Below are 15,763 nucleotides of genomic sequence, written 5' to 3'. Positions count from 1 at the left end.
ATTATTTGCCTGTTGGGTTACGGGTATCCTGACCAGCATTAAGGTTGCGCATCAGCAGGCCGTATTCCAGATCCATGTCCTGAGGAACGGGGATGAACACGAAGTGGCCGTTGCCTTTCGCGTCGTCGGTTGCTTCGCCTTTGCGGTTTTCCATCGCTTCTAGCGTGAACACCACGTTGCCTTTTGGCGTCATCAGCTCGAGGCTATCGCCAATGATGAACTTGTTCTTCACTTCGACTTCGACCATGTCGCCACGGCGTTTGCCCGTGAATTCACCCACGAACTGCTGCGCGTCAGAGACGGAGTAGCCGTAATCGTAGTTTTGGTATGCGTCGTGCGTGTGACGACGAAGGAAACCTTCGGTGTAACCACGGTGCGCCAAGCTTTCCAGCGTACCCATCAGCGTGTCATCAAATGGTTTGCCAGCGACAGCGTCATCAATCGCTTTACGGTAAACCTGCGCGGTACGTGCACAGTAGTAGAACGATTTAGTTCGACCTTCGATTTTCAGCGAGTGCACACCCATCTTCGTCAGACGTTCCACGTGTTGAACCGCACGCAGGTCTTTTGAGTTCATGATGTAAGTGCCGTGCTCATCTTCAAACGCGGCCATTTTTTCTTCTGGACGATGGCTTTCAGACAATAGCACCACGTCGTCGATTGGCTTGCCACGACCGATGGTGGTTTCAGGGCGCTCTTCCTGCACTTCAATCGCTTGTGGCGCATTTGGATCGAACTCTTCCACGATCTGACCTGCGTCGTCTTCTTTGCCTTTCTCAACTTTGTATTCCCAACGGCAAGCGTTGGTGCATGTGCCTTGGTTCGGGTCACGTTTGTTGATGTAGCCAGACAGCAGGCAACGACCTGAGTACGCCATGCACAGTGCGCCGTGCACAAACACTTCCAGTTCCGTTTCTGGGCAGTGCTCGCGGATCTCTTCGATCTCTTCCAATGACAGCTCACGAGACACGATCACGCGCTCTACGCCGTTTGCTGCCCAGAATTTGACGGTCGCCCAGTTCACTGCGTTCGCCTGTACTGACAGGTGAATCGCCATATCCGGGAAGGCTTCGCGCACCATCATGATGAGGCCAGGGTCAGACATGATCAGCGCATCTGGGCCCATGTCGACCACAGGTTTCAGATCGCGAATGAAGGTTTTCAGTTTTGAGTTGTGCGGTTGAATGTTGCACACCACGTAAAACTTTTTGCCCAGGGCATGCGCTTCGTTAATACCGATTTGCAGGTTTTCGTGGTTGAATTCGTTGTTACGCACGCGAAGGCTGTAACGTGGCTGGCCAGCGTAAACGGCATCGGCACCGTATGCGAACGCGTAACGCATGTTTTTCAGGCTGCCTGCTGGTGACAGCAGTTCAGGGACGAAAGTTTTTTCAGTAGACATTGCTTGTATTCTCAATCTGATCTCAAGTCAGGCCAATACCACCTGATGGTATTGGAAGGGGCGCAAATTTTACGCCAAAAGAGGGCGCATGACCAGTTGAGATTGCAAGCAAACATCAGGCTTGGTCGTGAGACGCAAGCCTGATGAGGGAAGGGGTTACGCGTCAGCGTGTGGCAGGCCACCAAGCGCGTTGAACAGATCTGGTAGGAACACCGCAAATTCACCACACATCAGTGAGAAATCGGCATCGAAACGCGCAGCTTGATCTTCACGAGGAATGTCTTCGTTTTGATCTTTGAGTTCATCGCTGAATGCCAGACGTTTCAGGCTGCAATCTTCCGCGAGAATAAAGCTGATGCGATCTTGCCAGTTGATGGACAGCTTGGTCACCACCTTGTTGGCGGCGATGTGGCTCAGAATCTCATCGCTCGACAGCTCTTGCTTCTTGCAACGTACGGTGGCGCCATCATCGAGAATCGATTTCAGTTCCGCTTCGTCCAGCAAGTTAAAGCCTTGTGGCAGATTGCCTTCTTTGACCCACTCGGTCAGCGTGGTTTCGACTGCGACTTCCGGAATCGCAGGGACAACAGGCAGGCTACCCATGGTTTTACGCAGTAGCGCCAGGACGTCTTCGGCTTTTTTGTAGCTGCTGGCATCGACCAGAATCAGGCCTTGTTTGGGCATGATCAGCACCGGGGTCAGGTGGCTGCGGCTAAATGCACGTGGCAGCAGATCGACAATGATGTCTTCTTTGATGTTGTCTTTTTCTTTCTTTTTCAGCGGGCGACCTTCTTCGGCTTCCATCGCTTCCACTTTGGCGTTCAGTGAGTCTTTGATCACCGACGCTGGCAACATTTTTTCTTCTTTCTTGGCACAGATGAGAATGCGGTCTTCGCTGACGTGAGTCATCATATCGCCATGTCTGCCCATCGCATGCACCCAGCCAAACTTCTGTTTATCTTGGCTGCCACATGGCGTGAAACGGAACTCAGCCAGTTGTGTTTCCAGCTGATCGGCATTGAAGTCAATCTCGCGGTTCACGCGATAAACCATACAGTTTTTAAACCACATATCTATTTCTTTTCCTTGTTCGAAAGCCCCACATCATAGGGGATTTCAGCGCTAAAGTCTTACCTCAAATTCAAAATTCCGTGATTGATACAACTGAGATAGAACGATGAATTTGATAAGAAAGTTATATTAAAAATTGTTTTCAATGGTCACAAAAGTGTCATAATCATTTCTCATAATGCGTAGCGTTGATTAAAAATAAAGGTTATTCAATTATGTCTAGAAGGATTCTGGTTGTTGAAGACGAAGCACCGATTCGTGAAATGCTGTGTTTCGTGCTTGAGCAAAAAGGTTACCAGGCCGTGGAAGCAGAGGATTATGACACTGCCGTCAACAAACTGGCTGAACCCTTCCCTGATCTCGTTCTGTTAGATTGGATGTTACCTGGCGGTAGCGGCATCAACTTCATCAAACACATGAAACGCGAAGAGCTGACACGTAACATTCCGGTGGTGATGCTCACGGCGCGTGGTGAAGAAGAAGACAAAGTCCGCGGCCTTGAAGTGGGTGCAGACGACTACATTACCAAACCTTTCTCGCCTAAAGAGCTGGTGGCTCGCCTCAAAGCGGTGATTCGCCGCGTGACCCCCACGGCACTCGAAGATGTCATTGATGTGCAAGGTCTGAAACTGGATCCCGTGTCGCACCGTGTCACGGCCAACGACGCACCACTCGATATGGGCCCAACCGAATTTAAAATGCTGCACTTCTTTATGACCCACCAAGAGCGTGTGTACAGCCGCGAACAACTGCTGAACAACGTATGGGGCACCAATGTGTATGTGGAAGACCGCACGGTCGATGTGCACATTCGTCGCCTGCGTAAAGCCCTCGAAGAAGCGGGTCACGACAAGCTGATTCAGACCGTGCGCGGCGCGGGCTATCGTTTCTCAACCAAAGCGTAAGAGGATCCACTGCGAAGTATTATGGTTGAACGGTTAACTTGGAAAAAGCTGGCCTGGGAGCTGGCTTTTTTTTACCTGCCATGGATTGTGGTCGGGTGGATATTTGGATACATGCCGTGGTTGCTGTTGGCGGCCACGGCGTTGCAGCTTGTGTGGCATCTGCACAACCAAATGCGCCTCTCGGCGTGGTTGTGGGATGAAAAACGACTGACACCGCCGTCGGGTTCCGGCAACTGGGAATACCTGTTTAACGGCATTTACCGTTTGCAGCAGCGTCAGCGCAAAAAGCGCAAAGAGTTAACCAACCTGATTCGCCGCTTTCGCAATGGGGCGGAATCGCTGCCCGATGCGGTGGTGGTGTTTCGCGGTGAAGGCAATATCGTGTGGTGCAACCGCTTGGCGCAGCATCTGCTAGGGTTTCGTTGGCCGGACGATGCCGGACAGCCGATTTCCAACTTGATCCGCACACCGGATTTCATCAAATACCTGCAAAAAGATGACTTCACTGAGCCGTTGGAGATGCGTTCTCCGCTCAACGTGGAGCGCTCCCTTGAATTGCGTATTGTGCCGTACACCGAAGGCGAACACCTGATGGTGGTGCGCGACGTGACCCAACTGAAACAACTGGAAGGCATGCGCCGCAACTTCTTTGCTAACGTGTCGCACGAGCTGCGCACACCGATGACGGTGCTGCAAGGTTATCTGGAAATGACCGAAGATCCGGACATGCTGGTGGGCCCGATGTGGGGCAAAGCGCACGGCGTGATGACCGAGCAGCTCAACCGCATGAACAGCTTGGTCAATCAACTGCTCACGCTGTCGAAGATTGAAGCGGCGCCGATGCATGAATTGGAAGATGTGGTCGATGTGCCGGCTATGCTCGAAGTGTTGGAAAAAGAGGCGGTGAGCCTTAGCGGTGACGATCAGCATCAGCTCAAGTTTGACATCGATAAGCAGCTGCGCGTGCTGGCCGATGAAGATCAACTGCGCAGTGCAATTTCCAACTTGGTCTATAACGCGGTCAAATACACGCCGCCGGGCGCAGAAATTAACGTGCGCTGGTTCCAAACGCCGCAGGGTGCCTGTTTGGAAGTGGAAGACAAAGGGGATGGCATTGAGCCGCAGCACCTGCATCGCCTTACCGAACGTTTTTATCGCGTCGATAAAGCGCGTTCGCGCGATACCGGCGGCAGTGGTTTGGGGCTGGCGATTGTGAAACACGCCTTGTCCCACCATGATTCGCATCTCGAGATTAACAGTACCGTGGGCGTGGGGAGCCGCTTTTCGTTTGTGCTGCCTAAGCGTCTGGTGGTGAAATGATGTGGCGTGTCACCCTCGTACTTGCCGCGTGGCTGGGTTGGGTTTCGCAAGCGCAGGCCGATGAGCTACCGGAATATCACAAACACACCGGTGTGGCGGGCAGTTTGCTCTCGGTGGGTTCCGACACACTGGCGGGCATGACGACGCTGTGGGTCGAAGAATTTAAATCGATTTATCCGAACGTCAACGGCCAAGTGCAAGCGTCCGGTTCGGCCACCGCTCCGCCCGCGCTGGCCGAAGGCACCGCACAGTTTGGGCCGATGAGCCGCCCGATGCGCACGCGAGAAATTGAAGCGTTTGAACGCACGCATGGCTACAAACCAACCGCGCTGCGCGTCGCGATTGATGCGATTGGCATTTTTGTCCATCGCGACAACCCGATTGAGGGGCTGAACTTTACTCAGCTCGACAGCATTTTTTCTTCCACGCTGCGCTGTGGCGCGAACCACTCTGTGACCACGTGGGCGGAACTTGGTTTGCCCTATGAATGGGCGCGGCGGGGCATTCAACTCTTTGGGCGCAACTCGGTGTCTGGGACTTACGGTTACTTTAAACAAAATGCGCTGTGTGGCGGCGATTTCAAACGCAACGTCAACGAGCAACCGGGATCAGCTTCGGTGGTGCAGTCGGTGGCGTCATCTATCACCACGCTAGGCTATTCCGGCGTGGGGTATCGCGTTTCGGGCGTGAAATTGATCCCGATTGCGCGCCGAGGCACCGACTATGTCGAACCGAGTCATGCCAATATTCTGTCGGGCAAGTACCCGCTGTCGCGTTATTTGTATGTCTACGTCAACAAACACCCGACACGGCCGCTGACACCCATTGAGCGCGAATTCATTCGCTTTATCTTCTCCCAACAGGGGCAAGCGCTGGTGGCCAAAGATGGTTATCTCCCGATCTCGCCCGAGTTTGCTCGCGAAGAGCTTGCCAAGGTGGGGATTGAATGACATGAAAAAGCCAGCATCGCGCTGGCTTTTTCATGTTGAACAGATTGGCTGATTTGAACGGATGACATTAAAAATCCAGTTGCCAGCCCACACTGCGCCAATATTCTTGCTCAGTCAGCAAATCGGCATGCAGCAGCTTGTTGTTGTCCAGCCACTCGTGATCGGCGCATTTGAGTTTCCATTCATCATCGTGCGCGGTAAGGCTCAGCTCCGGTAGCGGATCATCATTGCGCTGGCTATTGAGCAGAATCGACAAGCGCAGCACACGAATCAGGCCGATAATGTGCTTTTTCTTAAACAGCGAAAAATCGGCCATTTCATTGAGCTTAAGTGATTTGCGCTGAAAACGCGCCAGCGTGGACAATACCAGTTGCTGTTCGCTGTTAAAGCCGGGCATGTTGGTGTGGCGCAGAATGTAGGCCGAGTGACGATGAAACGCCTGCAAGCTGATGCTCAGGCCCACTTCATGTAGCAGCGCGCTCCATTCCAGCAGATCAAACAACTCGCTGTTCTTCTTCAGCCCCAGCTCATCGGCGACCTGATCGAGAAACTCACGCGCATGGCCTTTCACTTTGGCCGCATGTTCGAGATCGACCAGATGTTTACTGGCGAGATTTTCCGTGGTGCGCAGACGAATATCGGAATACTTGAAACGTTCTTCCATTTCGTACAGCAAGCCTTCACGCAGGGCGCCGTCGGAAAAGAACATCTCTTTGATTTTGAAATCTTTGAAGATAGCAGCCAAAATCGCCACGCCAGCGGCAAACACGGGTTTGCGATCGTCGGTGAGTCCGGCAAGCTGAATGTCGTCAATCGAATCCCATTCGCACAGTTTGTCGATGAGTTTCTGCAGCCGTTCGGCATTGATGATGCCATCGTCATGACCCAGGCCAACCAACACTTCGTGAATTGCCTTCACGGTGCCGGATGAGCCAAACGCGGTTTGCCAGCCCAGTTTGCGGTATTTGCTGGCGATGGATTCCAGCTTTTGTTCGGCGGCGAGAATGGCATGAGCAAAATTCTTTTTCGACAGTTTGCCGTTGGCGAAGTAGCGGTCGGTGTAGCTCACGCAGCCCATCTGTTTGCTGTTGACCAACTCCGCTTCAAACCCTTTGCCGATGATCATTTCCGTGCTGCCACCGCCAATATCGACCACCAGCATCGATTCTGCTTGGGGCTGCGTATGCGCCACGCCCAAGTAGATCAAGCGCGCTTCTTCAGTGCCGGGAATGATTTCGATCGGAAACGGCATCACCTCTCGGGCGCGTTGAATGAAAATATGCGCGTTGTTGGCCTGACGCAGTGTGTGCGTGGCCGCGATACGCACGTTCTCGGGTTCAAACCCTTGCAGGCGTTCGGCAAACATGGCCAAACACTCCAACCCCCGTTCAATGGCTGCGTGATCGAGGTTCTTTTGTGCATCGAGTCCTGAGGCCATGCGCACGCGCTGTTTATGGCGACTGATCAGTTGTAAATCCTGATCCACCACCTTGGCCACCACCATGTGAAAACTGTTGGACCCTAAATCGATGGCCGCAATTTCACGCGCAACATTGTCACGAGTTATGTTGGGTTGGTTCATGGATGTCTGTTTGCCCCTTAATCCGAGTTCGCGTTTGTTTTTCTACGTTTTTAAGATAGTCATAAATGGCGAGTTGCGAACGGACTTTCTTGCGGTTCCCGCGTTTGACGTAGCGGTTACTCATCTCTTTGTCGATCACGCGCGCTTTGACCGTATCGGTAAACTGCAGATTGATGATGTCTATCATACGCTGTTTCAGACGTTCGTCACGCACGGGCGCGGTGACTTCAATGCGGTGATCGATGTTTCGCGTCATCCAGTCGGCCGAGGAGATGTAGACCTGCGGATTGCCGTCGTTGTGGGTGATGAGAACGCGCGGGTGCTCCAGAAAGCGGTCGACGATGCTGATGATGCGAATGTTGTCGCTCAACCCTTCAATGCCCGGCACCAGCGAACACATGCCGCGAATGATCATTTTGATTTGCACGCCAGCGGTGCTGGCGCCGTAGAGTTTATTCACCAAGCCGCGGTCGACGAGGTTATTCACTTTGAGGGTGATGGCGCCTTTTTTGCCCGCTTTGGCATTGGCGATTTCGGTGTCGATTAAGCGATAAAGTTGGGTGCGCGAGTTGCGTGGCGACACAATCAAGTGATTGAATTTGACCGGGCGGAACGGGTTCTCAATGTAGCCAAACACATTGCGCACTTCGGTGGTCAGTTCGCGGTCTGCGGTCAGCAGAGAAAAGTCGGTATAAATGCGCGCCGTTTTTTCGTGGAAGTTGCCGGTGCCAATATGCGCGTAGCGGATAAATTCGCCCGCTTCACGGCGAGTGATCAGCAGCAGTTTGGCGTGAATCTTCATGCCGGGTGTCCCAAAGACCACGTGCACGCCCGCTTCGGTAAGCACGCGCGACCATTCGATGTTGGCTTCCTCGTCAAAGCGTGCTTGCAACTCCACCACCACCACCACGCGTTTGCCGTTGTGCACTGCATCGACCAACGAATTCATCAGACGTGAATCTTTCGCCACGCGGTAGATGTTGATTTTGATGCTGACCACTTTGGGATCGAATGCGGCTTGGCGTACCAGTTCGGTGATGTGCTCAAAGCTGTGGTACGGGTAGTGCAGCAAAATGTCTTGGGCGCGAATCGCATCAAAAGCGTTGGGAAAGCCTTCAAAATCGGCACATTTCATCGGCGGCAAGGGGCGGTTTTCGAGATATTCACGTCCGACGTTGGGAAAACCGATGAAGTCTTTGAAATTGTGGTAACGACCGCCCGGCAGCAAGCTGTCGTAGTGGGAGATTTTGAGTTTCTCGCACAAGAATTGCAGCATCTCTTGTGGCATGTCGTGTTCATAGACAAAGCGCACCGGCATCGCCGTCAGGCGCTGGCTCAAGCCTTCCGACATCTGTTCCAGCAAGCTGTACTCGACTTCGTGGCTGAGGTCATATTCCGCGTCACGGGTCATCTTCATCGCGTATCCAGCCAGCGTGTCATAGTCGAAAAAGCCGCGGAAAATGTCATCTAGGCAGTGGCGAATGATGTTGTCGAGCAGAATAATGGTTTTGCGTCGTTTGCCTTTTTGCTCAGGCACCATCACAAAGCGTGGCAGGTGATCGGTGGGGATCTCAATCAGCGCGTAATGGGAATCGTCGCCTTTTTTCAAATCAACCGCGATGTAAGCGTATTCGTCTTTGAGAAATTGCAGTACGTCGATGTCATCTTTCATCAACAATGGGGTGATGTGCGGCAGCACTTCCTTATGAAAATATTTGACGATCCAGCGTTGCTGCGCTTCATCCAATTGGGTTTCGTTGACCAGAAAAATGCGGCGGCGCGCCATCTCGAGGATGATCTCCCCGTAGAGGTTGTCAAAGTCCTGATTGAGCTTGAACGCTTTGCTCTGCATACGGGTGAGCAAATGTTTAGAGCTGTCGTTGCCGCCACGCTCGCGGTTAATCAAAATGCGTCGTTTGACATCCGAAAAGCGGACTTTGTAAAACTCATCGAGGTTGTTGGAAAAAATCCCCAGAAATCGAATTCGTTCGACTAGTGGCACGGTCTTATCGGCGGCTTCTTGTAAAACCCGCTCATTGAACGAAAGCCAACTCAATTCCTTATCGATGTACAACTTTTCCGCGCTCATGGCTACCTTCCGACGTTTAGTGACATTTTAATTATGAACCACTGCAAACTAGGGTTTTAATGTGACACTTTTATTGCAAAACAGATTAGTATGCAGAGTTGTTTTATTTTCAGTTGTTTAATGTGACTTGTAATATAATTGTCACCTATTCGAAATATTATGTTATTTGGACTAAAAAGGTAGAGTGATTCATGGCACAGGCCGAGTTTTCATTGAAAGAACGAGATCGCAAGCGACTAATCAAAGATCGCCTTGTTCGTTTTGCAGTGACTGCCGGTGGCGTGAGTGTGCTTGGCGCTTTGATCCTCATTTTTGTCTACTTGGCGATGGTGGTTTTTCCACTGTTTTCCGATGCCAAATTAGAGACCGGTTTTGCCAGCCAGCCGATCACCACGATCGCGCCACAAATGCTGGCGATTGATGAATATGGCGAAAATGCTTTTGTGGTGGGCGAACACGGCAAAGCCGAGTTTTGGGCGCTGAATCATGAGCGCAGCCTGCCGCGTTGGAGCCAGCAGTTGCCGTTTGATCCGGTGCACATCGCCACAACCCCGCCTGACAGCGGTTGGTTTGCGGCGACCGATGCCGACAATCATGTCTATGTGGCTCGCCCACAATTTACCTACTCGGTGACCGCAAAAGGGCGCGCCTTTACGCCAGAATTAGAGATCTTACCGCTGCCCGTCCAATGGGCATTGATTTCACGTCCGCTGACCATTTCGCGCTTGAGTGTCGCGGTTGGCGATACGCACGCATTTTTCGCCGTGTATCAATCAGACAAACAGGTGTCGGTGCATTGGGTCAGCTTAGATGCGCCGCACGTGACGCAGCAATTTACTTTTCCCTCACCGTTTGAACAGCTCGACCAGATCCTGCTGACGCCGGACGGTCAAACCTTGTATCTGCGCAGTGGCTCTGAACTGGTGATTTCGCAACGAGTGCATGATCGCTATCAGGTGCGCGAGATTGTCGATCTCAGCCAAGGTCAGCAAAAGCACGCGGTGCAGAACATCAATTTGCTGTCGGGCGCCTATTCACTGTTGGTGACACATCGTGATGGCTTGGTGACGCAATGGTTTGATGTGCTCAAACAGGGCGAGCGCCATTTGACGCTGATTCGTGACTTTAAACTCGCTTCCGAAGTGCAATTTTTGTTGCCTGATACCTATCGCAAAGGCTTTTTCAGTTTCTATCGCAACGGCACAGTACAAAGTCATTACACCACCAGTGAAAAGTTGGTGATCTTTGAGCGTGCGTATCAACAAGCACCTGTGCTGGCGGCGATGTCCAAAAATGAGCGCTATTTGGCAAGCTACGATCGCGGCACCATCAGTGTGGCGAAAGTGGATAGCGGCTATCCGGAAGTGTCGTTTTCATCGTTGTGGCAAAAGGTGTGGTACGAGAGTTACCCTGAGCCGCAGTACGTGTGGCAATCCACATCGGCCAGTGACGAGTTTGAAGCCAAGTTCAGCTTGGTGCCGATCGCCTTTGGCACGCTGAAAGCGGCCTTCTACGCCATGCTCTTTGCGGTGCCGGTGGCGGTGTTTGGCGCGATTTATACGGCCTATTTTATGGCGCCGAAAATGCGCCGCGTGGTGAAACCCAGCATTGAATTGATGGAAGCATTGCCGACGGTGATCATTGGCTTTTTGGCGGGCTTGTGGTTTGCGCCGCTGGTGGAAAATCATCTGACCTCGATTGTCGCGCTGATGGTGTGTTTGCCCTTGTCGACCATGGTCGTTGGCCTGCTGTGGTCGCAGCTGCCCAAGGCGTGGCTACGTAAAATGGCAGGCGGCTGGCATGCGCTGATTTTAATCCCGGTGCTGCTGATGCTGTCAGTGACCATTTTGTCCTACAGCGCTGAGATTGAGCAGTGGCTCTTTCATGGCGATGTGCGTGTGTATCTGGCGCAGCACGGCATCGATTTTGATCAGCGCAATGCGTTGGTGGTCGGCTTTGCGATGGGCTTTGCGGTGATCCCCACCATTTTTACCATTGCCGAAGATGCGATTTTCTCGGTACCCAAACACCTGTCGGATGGGTCGTTGGCGCTGGGCGCCACGCCGTGGCAGACCTTGACGCATGTGGTGCTCCTCACCGCAAGTCCGGGCATATTTTCGGCGGTGATGATGGGACTGGGCCGCGCGGTTGGGGAAACCATGATCGTGCTGATGGCGACTGGGAACACCCCGATTCTCGATTGGAACATTTTGGAAGGCATGCGCACGCTCTCGGCGACCATTGCGGTGGAATTGCCGGAATCTGAAGTGGGCAGCTCGCATTTCCGTCTGCTTTTCTTGGCAGCTTTGCTGCTGTTTATTTTCACATTTGCCGTGAACTCCTTGGCTGAATGGGTGCGTCAGCGCCTGCGAGCCAAGTACCGGGCGTTGTAGTGGGGCGTCTGCGATGAAAACAATGAATTGGGTTCGCTCCGGAGCCCCTTGGATATGGTTAACCGGCGGCGCGGTCAGTATCAGTTTGATCTCCGTGCTTGGTCTGCTGCTGCTGATTGGTTGGAAAGGGCTGACCTATTTTTGGCCGGGGCCATTGTATCAATGGCAAGACAATCATGGCCAACGCTTGGTGGGGCGATTGTATGCGACCGAGTCGGTTCCCGTGAGTCACCTCATCGAAATGGGCGTGGATTTACCTGATGCGGTGGAAGCGAAAGGCAGTGCAAAGCGCTTGAGCATCAAAGTTGCCAACCGGGAATTGTATGGCGCGGATTTTGTCTCGATGCTCAGTCTCGAGTTGTCGGAGCCGACCAAACCCCAGGGTTGGATGGTCATTGAACGCGCGCGCGATGGTCAGTTCTATGGCAAACCGATTGGCTATGAACAAGTGAACGGTCATGTCAGTGAACACGTGGACATTTTGCTCGCGCAAGGGATTGAACAAGCCAATGCGCTGCGTGAGCAGATCGATCGGGTGGTCAATGAACAGATTCGAGTGATCGGCAGCAGTATTGAAAAACTGCGGCTGGAGAAGCGCCGCCGTGAATTGAATCATCGTTTGGATAATGCGTATCTGGCCTTGTACCAAACGCGCAAAGGTCAGTTGGAACAGCAATTGGCCAAAGCGGAAGAACATCTCGATTTGCTGCGCACTCAGATGGAACGTCAGGCGCTGATTGCGCAAGATATGAAAGGCGATAGGGTGCGCATTCCGCTCAGCCAGATCTTGGATTACTGGTTTCCGAACGACATGAGTGTGCTGCAGAAAATTGGCCAGTGGGGCAAACAAGCATGGGCGTTTTTGTCGGAGGACCCGCGCGAGTCGAACTCCGAAGGGGGCGTGTTCCCCGCCATTTTTGGCACCGTGTTTTTGGTGCTGATCATGTCGATTATTGTCATGCCGCTGGGCGTTGTGGCGGCTGTGTATTTGCATGAATACGCCAAAGATAACGCGTTGACTCGCATCATTCGGGTGGCGGTGATCAACCTCGCTGGGGTGCCGTCGATTGTGTACGGTGTGTTTGGTTTGGGCTTTTTTGTCTATACCATCGGCGCCTCCATCGATAGCCTGTTTTATGCCGAGCGTTTGCCTGCTCCAACGTTTGGGACGCCGGGCCTGTTGTGGTCGGCATTAACGCTGGCGGTGTTGACGTTGCCGGTGGTGATTGTGGCGACCGAAGAGGGGTTAACCCGCATTCCGCTATCCGTCCGTCATGGGTCATTGGCGCTCGGAGCGACCCAATTTGAAACCATCTGGCGCATTGTTCTGCCGATGGCGAGTCCTGCTATGATTACAGGATTAATTCTGGCGATTGCACGCGCTGCTGGTGAAGTGGCGCCGCTGATGCTGGTGGGCGCGGTGAAACTGGCGTCGAGCTTGCCAGTGGATGGTGAGTTTCCGTTTGTGCACCTAGAGCGCAAGTTCATGCACTTGGGATTTCACATCTATGACGTCGGGTTTCAAACCACCAACATTGAGGCCGCGCGGCCGTTGGTGTACGCCACCTCTTTCTTACTGGTGACGGTGATTGTGGCATTGAACCTCACCGCTATCAGCATTCGTAATAACTTACGAGAGAAATATCGAACCTTAGGACAAGATTAAACATGTTTTCTGTCAACCAAACACTGGGGTACCAATCGCCTCTGGACGTCAACAATTTAACCGATAAACAGACCGCCATTGCGATCGAAGGGTTAAATCTGTACTACAACCAGACCCGTGCGCTAAACGATATTTCGATGCGAATTCCCAAAGGTCAGGTGACCGCTTTTATCGGTCCGTCGGGCTGTGGTAAATCGACCCTGCTGCGCTGCATCAATCGGATGAACGATCTGGTGGAAGGCTGCCGTGTGGAAGGTGAGGTGAAGCTACATGGCAAGAATGTTTACCTGCCGGAGGTGGATGTACCGACGCTGCGTCGCCGTGTCGGCATGGTGTTTCAGCGCCCGAACCCGTTTCCGAAATCCATTTATGAAAACGTGGTGTATGGATTGCGCTTGCAAGGGATCAAAAACAGTCGCACGCTAGACGATGCCGTGGAGCATTCACTGCGCGCGGCGGCCTTGTGGGATGAGGTCAAAAACCGCTTGCATGAAAATGCGTTTGGCTTGTCGGGCGGTCAGCAGCAGCGACTGGTGATTGCGCGCGCGATCGCGATTGAGCCGGAAGTGTTGTTGCTCGATGAACCGACATCGGCACTGGATCCGATTTCAACCCTCACGATTGAAGAGCTGATTCACGATCTGAAAACCAAGTACACTGTGGTGATCGTGACGCATAATATGCAACAGGCAGCGCGGGTCAGCGACCACACCGCTTTCATCCACATGGGAAAATTGATCGAGTACTCAGATACCGATTCTATTTTCACCTCCCCATTGAAAAAACAGACCGAAGACTACATTACTGGGCGATACGGTTAACCGGCAACAGCAAAGGATTCATCATGCAATTAGGACGACATATCTCAGGGCAGTTTAACGTTGAGCTGGAGTCTATTCGAACTCATGTCTTAACCATGGGGGGATTGGTGGAGCAGCAGTTGTCGTTTGCCATGCAGGCACTCAATAAAGATGACATTGAACTGGCCCGCAAAGTGGTGCGCGATGATCACAAAGTCAATGCGATGGAAGTGTCGATCGATGAAGCCTGCACACGCATCATTGCCAAGCGTCAGCCCACGGCCAAAGATCTGCGCCTGATCATGGCGATCATCAAAACCATTACGGATCTTGAACGCATCGGTGATGTGGCGACCAAAATGGCGTATGTGGCGATTGAAAGCCCGTCGACCAAAGAGAGCAAGTTTCAGGTGTCATTGGAGCCGTTGTGCCGTCAGGCGATTGCGATGCTGCATCAAGTGCTGGACGCGTTTGCGCGCATGGATGTGGAATCGGCGGCGGAAGTGTACAAGCTTGATGACAAGCTGGATAAAGAGTACGAAGCGGTGATCCGTCAGTTGATGACCTACATGATGGAAGACCCGAAAAATATTCCGCACATTCTGCAAGTCATGTGGTCAGCACGCTCGATTGAACGAGTGGGGGATCGCTGCCAGAACATCTGCGAATACATCATCTATTTTGTCAAAGGCAAAGACGTGCGTCATTTAGGCGATCAGGGCATCAACGACGCCCTGCGCTAATCGAATACTTCTTTCATCAGTACGTGAATGGCACAAACGTCTGTTCATCGACGGGGGCGCGAACGTAGCCCTCTTGATTCAACGCTGGCAGCGTGACTGGCGGATATTCAACATTGCGGTAGTCAATCTGGCTCAGCAGGTGGCTGATGCAGTTGAGGCGTGCGCGGCGTTTATCGTCCGATGGTACCACCCACCACGGGCAATGTTTGGTGTCAGTGTAGGCGAACATCTTGTCTTTGGCTTTGGAGTAATCGACCCAGCGATGGCGGGATTCCAAATCCATTGGGCTGAACTTCCAGCGTTTGATTGGGGTTTTGATCCGTTCCAGAAAGCGTTTTTCTTGCTCTTCATCGGAGACGGAAAACCAGTATTTGAGCAGAATAATGCCGGAACGTTGCAGCATACGTTCAAATTCCGGACACGCTCGCAGAAACTCTTCGTATTCCTCATCGGTGCAAAAGCCCATCACCTTCTCAACCCCAGCGCGGTTGTACCAGCTGCGGTCAAATAGCACCATTTCACCGCCCGCCGGCAAATGCGCGACGTAGCGCTGAAAATACCATTGGGTTTTCTCTTTCTCGGTGGGGGCTGGCAAGGCTGCCACGCGACACACCCGCGGGTTGAGTTTTTCGGTGATGCGCTTGATGACGCCACCTTTGCCAGCCGCATCACGGCCTTCGAAAATGACGACGACTTTGAGCTTTTCGTGCTTGACCCACTCTTGCAGTTTCACCAGCTCAACTTGCAGGCGTTCGAGCTCGTGTTCATAAAATTTGCGTTTTAATTTAGCCATGGTTCCCTCCGTTGATAGCAAAATCATAGCACCAAGGGAGGGGACAAAC

The 15,763-nt window shown here is 52.6% G+C and carries 12 protein-coding genes; 7 read left to right on the top strand and 5 right to left on the bottom strand.

Annotated features, from left to right (window positions below; all coding sequences use genetic code 11):
• Window position 1 precedes the first annotated feature (1 nt).
• Window positions 2-1,402 (bottom strand): tRNA 5-hydroxyuridine modification protein YegQ, encoded by a 1,401-nt coding sequence (gene yegQ, locus ACF8PK_RS19490; protein WP_004729469.1) that lies wholly within the window; start codon window positions 1,400-1,402, stop codon window positions 2-4.
• A gap of 156 nt (window positions 1,403-1,558) precedes the next feature.
• Window positions 1,559-2,473, bottom strand: a complete 915-nt coding sequence (rdgC, locus tag ACF8PK_RS19485) for a recombination-associated protein RdgC (RefSeq protein WP_014205668.1) — start codon at window positions 2,471-2,473, stop codon at window positions 1,559-1,561.
• 215 nt (window positions 2,474-2,688) lie between these two features.
• Between rdgC and phoB the strand changes: the two genes are divergently transcribed.
• From phoB to ACF8PK_RS19470, 3 genes are read left to right on the top strand one after another with little or no spacing between them, the layout of a single operon-like run.
• The gene (gene phoB, locus ACF8PK_RS19480) at window positions 2,689-3,378 is read left to right on the top strand and encodes a phosphate regulon transcriptional regulator PhoB (RefSeq protein ID WP_004729465.1); all 690 of its coding nucleotides are present in this window, start codon (window positions 2,689-2,691) and stop codon (window positions 3,376-3,378) included.
• A gap of 21 nt (window positions 3,379-3,399) precedes the next feature.
• Window positions 3,400-4,698 carry a phosphate regulon sensor histidine kinase PhoR gene (phoR, locus tag ACF8PK_RS19475; RefSeq protein ID WP_014205666.1) on the top strand — a complete coding sequence of 433 codons (1,299 nt, stop codon included), beginning with the start codon at window positions 3,400-3,402 and terminating at the stop codon, window positions 4,696-4,698.
• Window positions 4,695-5,648, top strand: a complete 954-nt coding sequence (locus ACF8PK_RS19470; protein ID WP_392443141.1) for a PstS family phosphate ABC transporter substrate-binding protein — start codon at window positions 4,695-4,697, stop codon at window positions 5,646-5,648. The genes phoR and ACF8PK_RS19470 overlap by 4 nt, the downstream gene beginning before the upstream one ends.
• Window positions 5,649-5,715: 67 nt before the next feature.
• Here ACF8PK_RS19470 and ppx read toward each other — a convergent pair whose 3' ends face one another.
• Window positions 5,716-7,230, bottom strand: coding sequence for an exopolyphosphatase (ppx, locus tag ACF8PK_RS19465; protein WP_014205664.1), 1,515 nt, complete (start codon window positions 7,228-7,230; stop codon window positions 5,716-5,718).
• A complete protein-coding gene (gene ppk1, locus ACF8PK_RS19460; RefSeq protein WP_014205663.1) occupies window positions 7,205-9,319 on the bottom strand; it encodes a polyphosphate kinase 1 in 2,115 nt (704 codons plus the stop codon). Before ppk1 ends, ppx begins: the two co-directional genes overlap by 26 nt.
• Before the next feature lie 191 nt (window positions 9,320-9,510).
• Here ppk1 and ACF8PK_RS19455 point away from each other — a divergent pair, with 191 nt between their 5' ends.
• Genes ACF8PK_RS19455 through phoU form a run of 4 tightly spaced genes read left to right on the top strand, consistent with a single transcriptional unit; the run spans window position 9,511 to window position 14,921 of the window.
• The gene (locus ACF8PK_RS19455) at window positions 9,511-11,712 is read left to right on the top strand and encodes an ABC transporter permease subunit (RefSeq protein ID WP_392443139.1); all 2,202 of its coding nucleotides are present in this window, start codon (window positions 9,511-9,513) and stop codon (window positions 11,710-11,712) included.
• Between the two features lie 13 nt (window positions 11,713-11,725).
• On the top strand, window positions 11,726-13,378 hold the full coding sequence (gene pstA, locus ACF8PK_RS19450) for a phosphate ABC transporter permease PstA (RefSeq protein WP_392443137.1): 1,653 nt from the start codon (window positions 11,726-11,728) through the stop codon (window positions 13,376-13,378).
• Between the two features lie 2 nt (window positions 13,379-13,380).
• Window positions 13,381-14,199, top strand: coding sequence for a phosphate ABC transporter ATP-binding protein PstB (pstB, locus tag ACF8PK_RS19445; protein ID WP_004729454.1), 819 nt, complete (start codon window positions 13,381-13,383; stop codon window positions 14,197-14,199).
• Window positions 14,200-14,222: 23 nt separating this feature from the next.
• A complete protein-coding gene (phoU, locus tag ACF8PK_RS19440; protein ID WP_004729452.1) occupies window positions 14,223-14,921 on the top strand; it encodes a phosphate signaling complex protein PhoU in 699 nt (232 codons plus the stop codon).
• A 16-nt stretch (window positions 14,922-14,937) separates the two neighbouring features.
• Here phoU and ppk2 read toward each other — a convergent pair whose 3' ends face one another.
• Window positions 14,938-15,714: a polyphosphate kinase 2 gene (ppk2, locus tag ACF8PK_RS19435; RefSeq protein ID WP_004729450.1), complete on the bottom strand. Its 777-nt coding sequence runs from the start codon at window positions 15,712-15,714 to the stop codon at window positions 14,938-14,940.
• Window positions 15,715-15,763 lie beyond the last annotated feature (49 nt).

This window comes from Vibrio sp. CJQ_6, assembly GCF_043106745.1.
Taxonomy (GTDB): domain Bacteria; phylum Pseudomonadota; class Gammaproteobacteria; order Enterobacterales; family Vibrionaceae; genus Vibrio; species Vibrio furnissii.
The sequence above is the reverse complement of the archived record's forward strand: the minus strand, read 5'-3'. Positions and strand labels throughout refer to the sequence as shown.

Excerpts from the sequence above, each read along its gene's own strand:
- ppk1 (WP_014205663.1), bottom strand. The coding sequence starts at position 9,319 with ATGAGCGCGGAAAAGTTGTACATCGATAAGGAATTGAGTTGGCTTTCG.
- ACF8PK_RS19470 (WP_392443141.1), top strand. The coding sequence starts at position 4,695 with ATGATGTGGCGTGTCACCCTCGTACTTGCCGCGTGGCTGGGTTGGGTT.
- ppk2 (WP_004729450.1), bottom strand. The coding sequence starts at position 15,714 with ATGGCTAAATTAAAACGCAAATTTTATGAACACGAGCTCGAACGCCTG.
- yegQ (WP_004729469.1), bottom strand. The coding sequence starts at position 1,402 with ATGTCTACTGAAAAAACTTTCGTCCCTGAACTGCTGTCACCAGCAGGC.
- ppx (WP_014205664.1), bottom strand. The coding sequence starts at position 7,230 with ATGAACCAACCCAACATAACTCGTGACAATGTTGCGCGTGAAATTGCG.
- phoR (WP_014205666.1), top strand. The coding sequence starts at position 3,400 with ATGGTTGAACGGTTAACTTGGAAAAAGCTGGCCTGGGAGCTGGCTTTT.
- pstB (WP_004729454.1), top strand. The coding sequence starts at position 13,381 with ATGTTTTCTGTCAACCAAACACTGGGGTACCAATCGCCTCTGGACGTC.
- phoB (WP_004729465.1), top strand. The coding sequence starts at position 2,689 with ATGTCTAGAAGGATTCTGGTTGTTGAAGACGAAGCACCGATTCGTGAA.
- pstA (WP_392443137.1), top strand. The coding sequence starts at position 11,726 with ATGAAAACAATGAATTGGGTTCGCTCCGGAGCCCCTTGGATATGGTTA.
- phoU (WP_004729452.1), top strand. The coding sequence starts at position 14,223 with ATGCAATTAGGACGACATATCTCAGGGCAGTTTAACGTTGAGCTGGAG.
- rdgC (WP_014205668.1), bottom strand. The coding sequence starts at position 2,473 with ATGTGGTTTAAAAACTGTATGGTTTATCGCGTGAACCGCGAGATTGAC.
- ACF8PK_RS19455 (WP_392443139.1), top strand. The coding sequence starts at position 9,511 with ATGGCACAGGCCGAGTTTTCATTGAAAGAACGAGATCGCAAGCGACTA.